This is a genomic window from Streptococcus sp. 1055, assembly GCF_013276815.1.
Classification (GTDB): domain Bacteria; phylum Bacillota; class Bacilli; order Lactobacillales; family Streptococcaceae; genus Streptococcus; species Streptococcus pseudopneumoniae.
On sequence record NZ_VMLT01000047.1, the window covers coordinates 1 to 13,023 of the forward strand.

Genomic DNA, 13,023 nt, shown 5'->3' on the forward strand with positions numbered 1-13,023 from the left:
CAGATTTCCTATTTTCACTCTAACCTTTTAACGTCCTCATATCTTGTATAAACGAGGAAAGATGTAGGACTTATCCCGTGAGGTCTCATGAGCGCTGAAAGCGTAGTAACAAGGAATCATGAGAAGTCAGCCGAACCCATAGTAGTGAGGAAACTTCTGTAATGGAAGTGGAGCGAAGGGGTGAATACTCAAACAGTCTGGGGAGAGACTGTTTGAAGGGTGCTACGAAAAAGATAGGGTAAGGTGAAATTATAGCGGGATGAAATAAGATATGAACAAATTGATTGGGGGAATTAAATCGCTTTCTATCGATGTTTTAGAAGATACAGTGCCCTAGTCCAACTTCAATATACTATAAAAGAACAGATGGAAGCAATTATGATTGACTTCTATCTTTAAAATAAATGGTCTGATAGGAAAAATGTGTCCTCTCATAAAATATAGGATAGTACGGATGGAAGGCTTTTGTAGACTGGAGGACGAAGGAGTTTAGAAACTCTCGTTAAAAGTTAGTTGAGTCGGAGTATGGTGGTGTGGATAATTATCAAAAATTATTTCCAAATCGAAATAGTTGACAATTAGAACGATGAGTGTTACAATTATTTTATTCATTTCGATATCGAAATAAATTGGAGGTGTTATGAAAGATAGTCATTTGCTAGCCCATCATATTCGTTTGTTGAATGGGCGGATTTTTCAAAAGTTACTGAGTCAAGATCCTGAGGCTCTTTATAGGGGTGAACAGGGCAAGATTTTAGCGGTTTTATGGAATAGTGAAACTGGCTGCGCAACTGCGACAGATATCGCGCTTGCGACTGGGCTTGCGAATAATACGCTGACAACTATGATAAAAAAGCTAGAGGAACAAAAGCTTGTAATTGTTAGTCCGTGTGGAAAAGACAAGCGTAAGAAGTATTTAGTTTTAACGGAGTTAGGCAAGTCCCAGAAAGAAGTGGGGCATCGTGTCAGTCAGAAATTGGATACTATCTTTTACAAAGGATTTTCAGAGGAAGAAATTCACCAATTTAAAGGTTTTCAAGAAAGAATTTTGGCGAATCTGAAAGAGAAGGGAAATGAGATTTAGAATATGTCACAACAAGTGAAAAATGCTCAAACCTATACATCCATGCCATTCAAGACGGACGAGTTGCTGAGGCTCAAGCCCAGTCTGTAGGGGATACCTATATCCAACATTCGACAGGTGTTCCTGACGGGAAAGAAGAATTTGAAGCCTTCTTTGCAGATTTCTTTGAGCGTCATCCAGAGCGTCAGATTAAGATTGTCCGCACCATTGAGGATGGCAATCTGGTCTTTGTTCATGTTCATCAATATCTGAAGGGTGGAGAAGATCAATTGGTGACGACGGATACTTTCCGTGCGGATGAGAATGGTCGTATTGTTGAGCATTGGGATGTCATTGACTACTATCGAACACCTGAAAATGACCAACTAGATCAAATTTTTGGAGATTTTGAAATCAAGGATTTGGATAAGAAAGCAGAAAATAAAAAGCTGGTTCGCCGTTTCTTGACAGAAATTTTCCAAAATGGGGAGCTAGAGCAGTGGAGTGATTATGTGGCAGACGATTTGATTCAGCATAATCATGAGATTGGACAAGGAAGTGCTGCTTATAAAAACTATGTGGCTGAATATAGTGTCACTTTTGACTTTATTTTCCAACTCTTAGGACAAGGAAATTATGTGGTTAGCTATGGTCAGACTCAGATTGATGGCCTTGCTTATGCCCAGTACAATATCTTCCGTTTAGAAAATGGAAAAATTGTGGAGCATTGGGACAATAAGGAAGTCATGCCTAAGGTAGAAGACATGACCAATCGAGGAAAGTTTTAAAATGAGGACAAAGAATGATTGAATACAAAAATGTAGCCTTGCGCTACACAGAAAAAGATGTCTTGAGAGATGTCAATTTACGGATTGATAATGGGGAATTTATGGTTTTAGTTGGGCCTTCTGGATCCGGTAAAACGACCATGATTAAGATGATTAACCGTCTCTTGGAACCGACTGATGGAAATATTTATATGGATGGCAAGCGCATCAAAGACTATGACGAGCGGGAGCTTCGTCTGTCTACTGGTTATGTTTTACAGGCCATTGCTCTCTTTCCCAATCTAACGGTTGAGGAAAATATTGCCCTGATTCCTGAGATGAAGGGCTGGACTAAGGAAGAAATTGCTCAGAAAACAGAAGAGCTCTTGGCTAAGGTTGGTTTACCAGTATCCGAGTATGGGCATCGACTTCCAAGTGAGCTATCTGGTGGAGAACAGCAACGGGTTGGAATTGTTCGTGCTATGATTGGTCAGCCTAAGATTCTCCTCATGGATGAACCTTTTTCGGCTCTTGATGCTATTTCGAGAAAACAGTTGCAGATTCTGACGAAAGAATTGCATAAAGAATTTGGGATGACAACGATTTTTGTAACCCATGATACGGATGAAGCTCTGAAATTGGCGGACCGTATTGCTGTCTTGCAGGATGGAGAGATTCGCCAGGTGGCGAATTCCGAGACTATTTTAAAAGCTCCTGCAACAGATTTTGTAGCAGACTTGTTTGGAGGTAGTGTTCATGACTAATTTAATTGCAACTTTTCAGGATCGTTTTAGTGATTGGTTGACAGCTCTATCTCAACATTTGCAGTTGTCACTTTTGACACTGTTACTAGCTATTTTTATCGCGATTCCCTTAGCGGTATTTCTTCGTTATCATGAAAAGATGGCGGACTGGGTCTTGCAGATTGCAGGGATTTTCCAGACCATCCCGTCATTGGCCTTGTTGGGACTCTTTATCCCCTTGATGGGAATTGGAACCTTGCCTGCATTGACAGCTCTAGTGATCTATGCGATTTTTCCGATTTTGCAAAATACCATCACTGGACTCAAGGGAATTGATCCGAGTCTGCAAGAGGCTGGGATTGCCTTTGGGATGACCAGATGGGAACGTCTCAAGAAATTCGAAATTCCACTGGCCATGCCGGTTATCATGTCTGGGATTCGGACTGCAGCTGTCTTGGTTATCGGTACGGCAACCTTGGCTGCCTTGATTGGTGCAGGGGGACTGGGTTCCTTTATCCTTTTGGGAATTGACCGTAATAATGCCAGTCTGATTTTGATTGGGGCACTTTCTTCTGCAGTGCTAGCCATTGCCTTTAACTTCCTACTAAAAGTGATGGAAAAAGCAAAATTGCGGACGATTTTTTCTGGTTTTGCCTTGGTGACCTTATTGCTTGGTTTGTCTTATAGTCCAGCTCTTTTGGCTCAAAAAGAGAAAGAGAACTTGGTCATTGCTGGGAAATTGGGACCAGAACCAGAAATTTTGGCCAATATGTATAAACTCCTCATTGAAGAAAATACCAGTATGACTGCGACTGTTAAACCGAATTTTGGGAAAACAAGCTTCCTCTATGAAGCTCTGAAAAAAGGCGATATTGACATCTATCCTGAATTTACAGGAACGGTGACTGAAAGTTTACTTCAGCCATCACCGAAAGTGAGTCATGAGCCAGAGCAGGTTTATGATGTAGCGCGTGATGGTATTGCCAAACAGGATCATCTAGCCTATCTCAAACCCATGTCTTATCAAAATACCTATGCTGTAGCTGTTCCGAAAAAGATTGCTCAAGAATATGGCTTGAAGACCATTTCGGACTTGAAAAAAGTGGAAGGGCAGCTGAAGGCAGGTTTTACTCTCGAGTTTAATGACCGTGAAGACGGAAATAAGGGCTTGCAGTCAATGTATGGTCTCAATCTTAATGTGGCGACCATGGAGCCAGCCCTTCGCTATCAGGCAATTCAGTCAGGTGATATTCAAATCACGGATGCCTATTCAACCGATGCAGAGTTGGCACGTTATGATTTACAGGTATTGGACGATGACAAACAACTCTTCCCACCTTATCAAGGGGCTCCACTGATGAAAGAAGCTCTTCTCAAGAAACATCCAGAGTTGGAAACAGTTCTCAATAAATTGGCTGGTAAAATTACTGAAAGCCAGATGAGCCAGCTCAACTATCAAGTCGGTGTTGAAGGAAAGTCAGCGGAACAAGTAGCCAAGGAATTTCTACAAGAACAAGGTTTGTTGAAGAAATGATGGGGTAGAGACTTTAAACATACTGAACTCAACTTCCTTAAACGACTAGATAAAAGAATGCTCAGACAATTTCGTCTGGGCTTTTTTGATGTGAGAATGACTGAATGTCACTTAAAATGGAAAGAAAGAGAAAATTTTCATGATTTTCTAAAATTTTACTGTAAAGACAGTTGACTATTCATAAAATAGGTGTATAATATTTTGTGAACTACTTAACAAATAAGGGGTTTCAGCTCATGTCGACTAAGGTTAGAAATCTTGTGTATAGGCAGTTCATTATCTAATAGAGCGTTGCGTCCGAAAGTCTATCCAGACACGGCTCTTTAAAAACAAAAGGAGAAATGATGCATACTTATTTGCAAAAGAAAATTGAAAATATCAAAACAACCCTAGGTGAAATGTCAGGTGGTTACCGTCGTATGGTTGCGGCTATGGCTGATTTAGGATTTTCAGGAACTATGAAGGCTATCTGGGATGACCTCTTTGCCCATCGTAGTTTTGCCCAGTGGATTTATTTGCTGGTTTTAGGAAGTTTTCCTCTCTGGCTGGAGTTGGTTTACGAACATCGTATTGTTGACTGGATTGGGATGATTTGTAGCTTGACAGGGATTATCTGTGTAATCTTTGTATCGGAAGGTCGAGCAAGTAATTATCTTTTTGGCTTGATTAACTCTGTTATTTACCTTATTTTGGCCCTACAGAAAGGCTTTTATGGTGAGGTGCTGACGACACTTTACTTCACAGTCATGCAGCCAATTGGACTTCTAGTTTGGATTTATCAGGCACAGTTTAAGAAGGAAAAGCAGGAGTTTGTCGCGCGTAAACTGGACGGCAAGGGCTGGACAAAGTATCTTTCCATTAGTGTGCTTTGGTGGTTGGCCTTTGGCTTCATTTATCAGTCTATTGGTGCCAATCGTCCCTATCGTGATTCAATCACAGATGCAACCAATGGGGTAGGGCAAATCCTCATGACAGCTGTTTACCGTGAACAGTGGATATTCTGGGCGGCTACCAATGTCTTTTCAATCTATCTCTGGTGGGGAGAAAGCCTGCAAATTCAAGGGAAATATCTAATTTATCTCATTAACAGTCTAGTTGGTTGGTATCAATGGAGCAAGGCAGCTAAGCAGAATACTGATTTACTTAACTAGGAAAAGATGTTTGAAAGTGCTGTTTTGAGATTTCGATTAAAACAGATATAGTTGATAATCAAGGATTTATAGTATGAAAAAGAGGATCGGCGGGTCCTCTTTTGTTGTTGAAAAGATAAAAAACTCAGTAACCTAGAAATAAGACAACTGAGCTTTACTCTATATTCAATTTTTAGGAATGAGAAGGTCTAGATAAAATTGGACAACTTCCTGGTCTGTGAAATCTTGACCTTTTTTGAGCCACCAGGTCAATGTCTCGATAAAGTTGGACATGACCAAGTGTTGGAGGTAAGAAGTAGGCAGATTAGGGTGGGCTTCTTTTAAATTATCAGCTAGCACGGAATAGACATGGTGTTCTAGCTCTTTATGGAGTTGACGGAGGAAGTAGTCATTTTTGGAAAATAGCAGACTGGTGATATGGTCTTGGTTTTTATGAAAATGGAGAAAGAGGTGGGCGAGGTAGTCCTCGGTTGAAATGGCTTGCTCTCTTTCAAAAAGATGATGGAAGAGGTAGCGGCAGAGCTGGTCCAGAAGAAGCTCCTTACTCTCATAGTGACAGTAAAAGGTGGATCGTCCCACATCTGCGAGATCAATGATATCCTGAACAGTAGTGGTCTCGTAGCCCTTAGCATTCAAAAGTTGTATAAAAGCTTGATAGATGGCTTTTTTGGTTTTGCTGATACGGCGGTCAATGTTAGTCATATGGACACTTAAGGCAAATTGTTCAGAACTGAATAAAGCTGACCTTTTGCTTCTATCCTTTCTTTGAGTTTTAGTGGATAATGATAATGAACAAGGTGTTCATAAATCTATTATAACAAAGGAATGAGAAATATGAAGGCAAAATATGCTGCTTGGGTGGCTTTTTTCTTAAATTTGACTTATGCCATTGTTGAGTTTATTGCAGGTGGAATATTTGGTTCTAGCGCTGTTCTTGCTGACTCTGTGCATGACTTGGGAGATGCGATTGCAATTGGAATATCAGCTTTTTTAGAAACAATCTCCAATCGTGAAGAAGACAATCAGTACACCTTGGGCTATAAGCGGTTTAGCCTGCTAGGAGCCTTGGTAACAGCTGTGATTCTCGTAACGGGCTCTGTTCTAGTCATTTTGGAAAATGTCACGAAGATTTTGCATCCGCAACCAGTCAATGATGAGGGGATTCTCTGGTTAGGAATTATTGCGATTACTATCAATCTGTTAGCGAGTCTGGTGGTTGGTAAGGGAAAGACAAAGAATGAGTCTATTCTGAGTCTGCATTTTCTGGAAGATACGCTAGGGTGGGTAGCTGTTATCCTGATGGCGATTGTTCTTCGATTTACGGACTGGTATATCCTAGATCCTCTTTTGTCCCTTGTCATTTCTTTCTTTATTCTTTCAAAAGCCCTTCCACGTTTTTGGTCTACACTCAAGATTTTCTTGGATGCTGTGCCAGAAGGTCTTGATATCAAGCAAGTAAAGAGTGGCCTGGAGCGATTGGACAATGTGGCCAGCCTTAATCAGCTTAATCTCTGGACTATGGATGCTTTGGAAAAAAATGCCATTGTCCATGTTTGTCTAAAAGAAATGGAACATATGGAAACTTGTAAAGAGTCTATTCGAATTTTCCTAAAAGATTGTGGTTTTCAAAATATTACCATTGAAATTGATGCTGACCTAGAAACTCACCAAACCCATAAGCGAAAGGTGTGTGACTTGGAACGGAGTTATGAGCATCAACATTAGAAAAAAGTGAAAAATACTTGGGTACTATCTTATTTGGAATAGAGTAATTTCTTTATTATTTAAATATTTCAAAAATTGGTAAGAGAAGAGCATTGTATAAACTCCAGATATATGATTGTTAATGATAAAAATTTTTCGATTAGGTGCAAAATGCTTGACTTGGAGTCAACTCAAAGTTATATAATAAGATAAGTGAGTTAGAGTAGCTTAAACTCAGTGAATGAAAGGAGAGGAGGTTAGCCTATGAATATTAAATCTGCCAGTGATTTGTTGGGAATTTCAGCGGATACGATTCGGTATTATGAACGGGTTGGTCTTGTGCCACCGATTACTCGTACTGCAACTGGGATTCGTGATTTTCAAGATCAGGATATAGAAGCGCTGGAATTTATTAAGTGTTTTCGTTCGACAGGTGTCTCTGTAGACAGTTTAGTTGACTATATGTCGCTCTACCAAAAGGGGGATGAAACGCGAGAGGAGAGGCTTGGTATTTTAGAAGAGGAAAAGAAAAAATTAGAGGAGCGCTTGTCTCAGTTACAGACGGCTTTAAATCGCTTAAATCTCAAAATTAAACTTTATAAGGAAGGAAAATTTTAAATGAAATCAGCAGTATATACAAAGGCAGGTCAGGTTGGACTTGCTAGCATTGAACGTCCGCAAATAATAGAAGCGGATGATGTGATTATTCGTGTGGTTCGTGCGTGCGTTTGTGGTTCAGATTTATGGAGGTACCGTAATCCAGAAACGAAAGCTGGACACAAAAATAGTGGACACGAAGCGATTGGGATTGTTGAAGAAGCTGGGGAAGCCATTACGACGGTGAAACCAGGTGATTTTGTGATTGTCCCTTTTACACATGGATGTGGTGAGTGTGATGCCTGTCTTGCTGGATTTGACGGTTCTTGCGACAATCATATTGGCAATAATTTGGGGGGTGATTTTCAGGCAGAATATATTCGCTTCCACTATGCAAACTGGGCGCTGGTTAAAATCCCTGGTCAACCTTCTGACTATACAGAAGGGATGCTCAAGTCCCTTTTGACTCTTGCAGATGTCATGCCGACAGGCTATCATGCGGCGCGTGTTGCAAATGTTCAAAAAGGGGACAAGGTTGTTGTTATCGGTGATGGGGCTGTTGGTCAATGTGCTGTCATCGCGGCTAAGATGCGTGGAGCATCACAAATTATCCTTATGAGCCGTCATGAAGACCGTCAAAAGATGGCTATGGAGTCAGGTGCGACAGCTGTTGTTGCAGAACGTGGTCAAGAAGGAATTACCAAGGTGCGTGAAATCCTCGGTGGAGGAGCAGACGCAGCACTTGAATGTGTTGGTACGGAGGCTGCTATAGAACAGGCGCTAGGTGTTCTTCATAATGGAGGGCGTATGGGCTTTGTAGGAGTCCCACACTATAATAATCGTGCTCTTGGTTCGACATTTATTCAAAATATCTCTGTAGCAGGTGGGGCAGCTTCTGCTACAACATACGATAAGCAATTTTTACTAAAAGCCGTCCTTGATGGTGATATCAATCCAGGTCGCGTCTTTACTTCAAGTTATAAACTGGAAGATATCGACCAAGCCTACAAAGATATGGATGAACGTAAGACAATTAAGTCTATGATTGTAATCGAATAAAAAACGAATAGGAGTTTTAGAACTCTATTCGTTTTTTATGTTATCCTATTCTTGATTTAGGGTACTTTCTCTTAATGTCAGTCTGGTTCCCAGCATGGTCAGGCTAGGAATTTTGCGACCGTGGAGGACTTCCTTGTTAAGAATATCCATACCTGCTCGCCCCATTTCTTCAGTATAAACTGTAATACTAGAGAGGGGAGGATAGACCTGTTTGGTCAGACTGGTGTCGTTGAATGAAATGAGGCTGACGCGATCTGGCAGACTGATTCCAGCTTCTTGGAGTGCACGAAGGGCACCGATGGCTAAACTATCGCTGGCTGCGAAAAATGCTGGTGGGAGTTGGTCTCCCAAGTTCTGAATGGCTTCCTTCATCAAGTCATAGCCAGACTGGGCAGTAAAGTTTCCTTGAAAGACCAGTTCATCATGATAGCTTCCTTTTGCTTGACTGTAGTTTCTGAAATTTTCCAGCCGCTTATCCTCAATGATTTCTTCTTGGTCAGTTGTTTCTTCAAGGCCTGTTAGAATCCCGATACGGTCCATTCCTTGGCTGAGGAAATAATCGACAACCTGTTTTATGGCAGTGTAAAAGTCCGTAATAATACAAGTATGCCCCAGGGAAAGTGTATCACTGTCTAGAAAGACCAGGGGTTTTTGGTATTCTTCAAAGGCAGAAATCTGAGCTCGGCTAAATTTTCCGATGCAGAGAATCCCAATCACTTCCTCGCTTAAGGTAAAAGGATGGTCATTAAAATAGCGCAAGATATCATAGTCCAACTCTTGGGCTCTTTTTTCTATTCCTAGGCGAATCTGGTAGTAGTAGAGGTCGTCCAGCTCCCCTTGTTCGCTGACCCATTGGATAATGGCAATCTTTTGCTTGGGTTTGTGGGACTCGCCTGTCTTGAGGTGCTTGGTGTAGCCCAGCTCTTCAGCAATGGTTAAAATACGGTGTCTGGTTTCTTCTGTAACAGATAGGCTCTGGTCGCGATTGAGGACGCGGGATACGGTCGCGATAGAGACAGAGGCTAGCTGTGCAATGTCTTTTAAGGTAGCCATAAATCCTCCTTGATTAGGTTAGTATATCATATTTTTCTTCTTTTTACTGATATTTTACTAAAATTTTAGTAAAAAGGATTGACCTTGGGAAATTCCTTGGATACAATAGAAAGAAAACGATTACACGTTAAGATGGCTTAACGGACAGTCAAAGGAGAATTCATATGGCACAACATCTTACTACTGAAGTCCTTCGCAAAGACTTTCTTGCTGTTTTTGGTCAAGAAGCAGACCAAACCTTCTTTTCACCAGGCCGCATTAATTTGATTGGTGAACACACAGACTACAACGGTGGGCACGTTTTTCCTGCTGCTATTTCCTTGGGAACTTACGGTGCAGCTCGTAAGCGTGACGACCAAGTTTTGCGTTTCTACTCAGCTAACTTTGAGGACAAGGGCATTATCGAAGTGCCTCTCGCTGACCTCAAGTTTGAAAAAGAGCACAACTGGACCAATTATCCAAAAGGAGTTCTTCATTTCTTGCAAGAAGCTGGACATGTGATTGACAAAGGTTTTGATTTTTATGTTTATGGGAATATCCCAAATGGTGCTGGTTTGTCTTCTTCAGCATCCTTGGAGCTCTTGACAGGAGTCGTGGCAGAGCATCTCTTTGATTTAAAACTAGACCGTTTGGATTTGGTTAAAATCGGAAAACAAACAGAAAACAACTTTATCGGAGTCAACTCTGGCATTATGGACCAATTTGCTATTGGTATGGGGGCTGACCAACGTGCTATTTACTTAGATACCAATACTTTAGAATACGACTTGGTGCCACTTGATTTGAAGGACAATGTCGTTGTTATTATGAACACCAATAAACGTCGTGAACTAGCAGACTCTAAGTACAATGAACGCCGTGCTGAGTGTGAAAAAGCAGTGGAAGAATTGCAAGTTGCCTTAGATATTCAGACCTTGGGTGAATTGGACGAGTGGGCATTTGACCAATACAGCTATCTGATTAAAGATGAAAATCGTTTGAAACGTGCTCGCCATGCTGTGCTTGAAAACCAACGTACCCTTAAAGCTCAAGCAGCCCTTCAAGCAGGAGATTTGGAAACATTTGGTCGTTTGATGAATGCTTCTCACGTTTCTCTTGAGCATGATTATGAAGTAACTGGTTTGGAATTGGATACTCTTGTTCACACAGCTTGGGCACAAGAAGGAGTTCTCGGTGCTCGCATGACAGGGGCAGGTTTTGGCGGCTGTGCCATTGCCTTGGTGCAAAAAGATACTGTTGAGTCCTTTAAGGAAGCTGTTGGCAAACACTACGAGGAAGTAGTTGGCTACGCTCCAAGCTTCTATATCGCTGAAGTTGCAGGTGGCACTCGCGTCCTTGACTAGTCAAAAGGAGGCTCTATTGTGACCTTAGTAGATAAATTTGTAACACATGTCATTTCTGAAAGTTCATTTGAGGAAATGGATCGAATCTACCTGACCAATCGTGTTTTGGCACGAGTGGGAGAAGGTGTTTTGGAAGTTGAGACCAATCTGGATAAATTGATTGACCTCAAGGACCAGCTAGTTGAGGAAGCCGTTCGATTAGAGACGATTGAGGATAGTCAGACTGCGCGTGAAATCCTTGGTGCTGAATTGATGGACTTGGTGACCCCTTGTCCGAGTCAGGTCAATCGTGACTTCTGGGAAACCTATGCCAGATCTCCTGAGCAAGCGATAGAGGATTTCTACCAACTCAGTCAGAAAAATGACTACATCAAACTCAAGGCCATTGCTAAAAATATCGCTTATCGTGTTCCATCTGATTATGGAGAACTTGAAATTACCATCAATCTCTCTAAGCCTGAAAAGGATCCGAAAGAGATTGCGGTAGCCAAGTTGGTGCAAGCTAGTAATTATCCTCAGTGTCAACTTTGTTTAGAGAATGAGGGTTACCATGGTCGGGTCAACCACCCAGCTCGCAGCAACCACCGGATTATCCGTTTTGAAATGGTTGGTCAGGAATGGGGTTTCCAGTATTCGCCCTATGCTTACTTTAATGAGCATTGTATCTTTTTAGATGGCCAGCATCGTCCCATGGCCATTAGTCGTCAGAGTTTTGAACGTCTGTTGGCTATCGTAGAGCAGTTTCCAGGATATTTTGCTGGATCTAATGCCGACCTGCCGATTGTGGGGGGCTCTATTCTAACTCATGATCATTATCAGGGAGGCCGTTACGTATTTCCTATGGAATTGGCTCCCTTGCAAAAGACTTTCTCTTTTACTGGTTTTGAGCAGGTCAAGGCTGGGATTGTCAAGTGGCCCATGTCAGTGTTGCGTTTGACTTCGGATTCCAAAGAGGATTTGATTAACTTAGCTGATAAGATTTTCCAGGAATGGCGTCAGTATTCAGATTCTAGTGTGCAGATTTTAGCAGAGACAGACGGGACACCGCATCACACCATCACACCAATAGCGCGTAAGCGTGATGGACAGTTTGAGTTGGACTTGGTCTTGCGAGACAATCAGACTTCAGCAGAGCATCCTGATGGCATCTATCATCCCCACAAGGATGTCCAACATATCAAGAAGGAAAATATCGGCTTGATTGAGGTCATGGGCTTGGCAATCTTGCCACCACGTCTGAAAGAAGAAGTAGAGCAAGTCGCTAGCTATCTTGTAGGAGAAGCTGTTACAGTTGCCGATTATCATCAGGAGTGGGCAGACCAACTCAAATCCCAACATCCAGACCTAACGGATAAAGAAAAAGCCCTTGCAATCGTCAAGGACTCTGTGGGTGCTATCTTTGTGCGTGTACTTGAGGATGCAGGAGTCTACAAGCAGACAGAACAAGGGCAGACAGCCTTTATGCGCTTTGTGGAACATGTCGGAATTTCACTAGACTAGGAGCTTTCTCCTTGCACAGTCCTATAAAAAGTAGTATCATAGTGTCGTTTGAAATATCAGGAGGAAACGATGAAAGACTTTCATTTTGACGCTATATCTGCCTTTGAAAATTACGAAATTGAAAAAATGAGAGATGGTCACGTTGTGGTGACGACCAAAGTAGTGAACTCGTCGCTCAATTACTATGGCAATGCCCATGGTGGCTATCTATTCACGCTATGTGACCAAATCAGTGGTTTGGTGGTTATCTCGCTGGGACTTGATGGAGTGACGCTTCAGTCCTCTATCAACTATCTCAAGGCAGGAAAACTAGACGATGTGCTGACTATTATAGTTGCTTAGTTTCAAACAAGCATGTTATAATAAAGCTATGGCATATAGTACAGATTTTAAACAGCGAGCATTAGATTACATCAAAGAGGGGCACAGCCATGTCGAGGCAGCCAAGGTTTTTGATGTTGGCGTCAGAACTCTCTTCACGTGGGAAAAGAACTTACGTGAACAAGGAC

General features: G+C 41.8%; 13 protein-coding genes and 1 pseudogene. 12 read left to right on the forward strand and 2 right to left on the reverse strand.

Translation table 11 applies throughout. The annotated features are described in order from the left end of the window. Positions 1–640 precede the first annotated feature (640 nt). The 5 genes from HT699_RS04945 (at position 641) to pnuC (ending at position 5,258) form a co-directional block, all read left to right on the forward strand. Complete coding sequence (locus HT699_RS04945) at positions 641–1,084, forward strand: MarR family transcriptional regulator (protein ID WP_044791050.1); 444 nt, start codon at positions 641–643, stop codon at positions 1,082–1,084. A 38-nt stretch (positions 1,085–1,122) separates the two neighbouring features. Continuing rightward, complete coding sequence (locus tag HT699_RS04950; protein ID WP_172934143.1) at positions 1,123–1,851, forward strand: nuclear transport factor 2 family protein; 729 nt, start codon at positions 1,123–1,125, stop codon at positions 1,849–1,851. 14 nt (positions 1,852–1,865) lie between these two features. Further along, entirely contained in the window at positions 1,866–2,594 is a 729-nt protein-coding gene (locus HT699_RS04955; protein ID WP_000575219.1) for an ABC transporter ATP-binding protein, read from the forward strand. After that, positions 2,587–4,107: an ABC transporter permease/substrate-binding protein gene (locus tag HT699_RS04960; RefSeq protein ID WP_000182940.1), complete on the forward strand. Its 1,521-nt coding sequence runs from the start codon at positions 2,587–2,589 to the stop codon at positions 4,105–4,107. Before HT699_RS04955 ends, HT699_RS04960 begins: the two co-directional genes overlap by 8 nt. A 344-nt stretch (positions 4,108–4,451) precedes the next feature. After that, positions 4,452–5,258, forward strand: coding sequence for a nicotinamide riboside transporter PnuC (pnuC, locus tag HT699_RS04965; RefSeq protein WP_000557779.1), 807 nt, complete (start codon positions 4,452–4,454; stop codon positions 5,256–5,258). A gap of 165 nt (positions 5,259–5,423) precedes the next feature. On the opposite strand, the gene sczA is transcribed toward pnuC, so the two are convergent. Beyond that, positions 5,424–5,960, reverse strand: coding sequence for a TetR/AcrR family transcriptional regulator SczA (gene sczA / locus HT699_RS04970; protein ID WP_000181704.1), 537 nt, complete (start codon positions 5,958–5,960; stop codon positions 5,424–5,426). Between the two features lie 132 nt (positions 5,961–6,092). Between sczA and czcD the strand changes: the two genes are divergently transcribed. From czcD to HT699_RS04985, 3 genes are all read left to right on the forward strand, one after another. Further along, positions 6,093–6,983 carry a cation diffusion facilitator family transporter CzcD gene (gene czcD, locus HT699_RS04975; RefSeq protein ID WP_000645093.1) on the forward strand — a complete coding sequence of 297 codons (891 nt, stop codon included), beginning with the start codon at positions 6,093–6,095 and terminating at the stop codon, positions 6,981–6,983. Positions 6,984–7,226: 243 nt separating this feature from the next. After that, positions 7,227–7,580, forward strand: coding sequence for a stress response transcriptional regulator NmlR (gene nmlR / locus HT699_RS04980; RefSeq protein ID WP_001022631.1), 354 nt, complete (start codon positions 7,227–7,229; stop codon positions 7,578–7,580). Continuing rightward, positions 7,581–8,618: an alcohol dehydrogenase catalytic domain-containing protein gene (locus HT699_RS04985; protein ID WP_000833733.1), complete on the forward strand. Its 1,038-nt coding sequence runs from the start codon at positions 7,581–7,583 to the stop codon at positions 8,616–8,618. Between the two features lie 45 nt (positions 8,619–8,663). Here the strand turns inward: HT699_RS04985 and galR are convergent, their stop codons facing one another. Then, complete coding sequence (gene galR / locus HT699_RS04990; RefSeq protein ID WP_050291949.1) at positions 8,664–9,671, reverse strand: DNA-binding transcriptional regulator GalR; 1,008 nt, start codon at positions 9,669–9,671, stop codon at positions 8,664–8,666. A 164-nt stretch (positions 9,672–9,835) separates the two neighbouring features. Between galR and HT699_RS04995 the strand changes: the two genes are divergently transcribed. The 4 genes and pseudogenes from HT699_RS04995 to HT699_RS05010 form a co-directional block, all read left to right on the forward strand. Continuing rightward, on the forward strand, positions 9,836–11,014 hold the full coding sequence (locus HT699_RS04995) for a galactokinase (protein WP_050261383.1): 1,179 nt from the start codon (positions 9,836–9,838) through the stop codon (positions 11,012–11,014). A gap of 18 nt (positions 11,015–11,032) precedes the next feature. Next, positions 11,033–12,514, forward strand: coding sequence for a UDP-glucose--hexose-1-phosphate uridylyltransferase (locus HT699_RS05000; protein ID WP_138701197.1), 1,482 nt, complete (start codon positions 11,033–11,035; stop codon positions 12,512–12,514). A 69-nt stretch (positions 12,515–12,583) separates the two neighbouring features. Continuing rightward, positions 12,584–12,844 (forward strand): annotated as a pseudogene (locus HT699_RS05005) (PaaI family thioesterase); the annotation flags it as partial. Positions 12,845–12,884: 40 nt separating this feature from the next. Continuing rightward, a partial coding sequence (locus tag HT699_RS05010; RefSeq protein ID WP_220041902.1) for an IS630 transposase-related protein occupies positions 12,885–13,023 on the forward strand: 139 nt, incomplete at its 3' end.

Bases quoted from the DNA above. Each gene is read 5' to 3' on its own strand.
- HT699_RS04945 (WP_044791050.1), top strand. From the start codon at position 641: ATGAAAGATAGTCATTTGCTAGCCCATCATATTCGTTTGTTGAATGGG.
- HT699_RS04955 (WP_000575219.1), top strand. From the start codon at position 1,866: ATGATTGAATACAAAAATGTAGCCTTGCGCTACACAGAAAAAGATGTC.
- HT699_RS04960 (WP_000182940.1), top strand. From the start codon at position 2,587: ATGACTAATTTAATTGCAACTTTTCAGGATCGTTTTAGTGATTGGTTG.
- pnuC (WP_000557779.1), top strand. From the start codon at position 4,452: ATGCATACTTATTTGCAAAAGAAAATTGAAAATATCAAAACAACCCTA.
- sczA (WP_000181704.1), bottom strand. From the start codon at position 5,960: ATGACTAACATTGACCGCCGTATCAGCAAAACCAAAAAAGCCATCTAT.
- czcD (WP_000645093.1), top strand. From the start codon at position 6,093: ATGAAGGCAAAATATGCTGCTTGGGTGGCTTTTTTCTTAAATTTGACT.
- nmlR (WP_001022631.1), top strand. From the start codon at position 7,227: ATGAATATTAAATCTGCCAGTGATTTGTTGGGAATTTCAGCGGATACG.
- HT699_RS04985 (WP_000833733.1), top strand. From the start codon at position 7,581: ATGAAATCAGCAGTATATACAAAGGCAGGTCAGGTTGGACTTGCTAGC.
- galR (WP_050291949.1), bottom strand. From the start codon at position 9,671: ATGGCTACCTTAAAAGACATTGCACAGCTAGCCTCTGTCTCTATCGCG.
- HT699_RS04995 (WP_050261383.1), top strand. From the start codon at position 9,836: ATGGCACAACATCTTACTACTGAAGTCCTTCGCAAAGACTTTCTTGCT.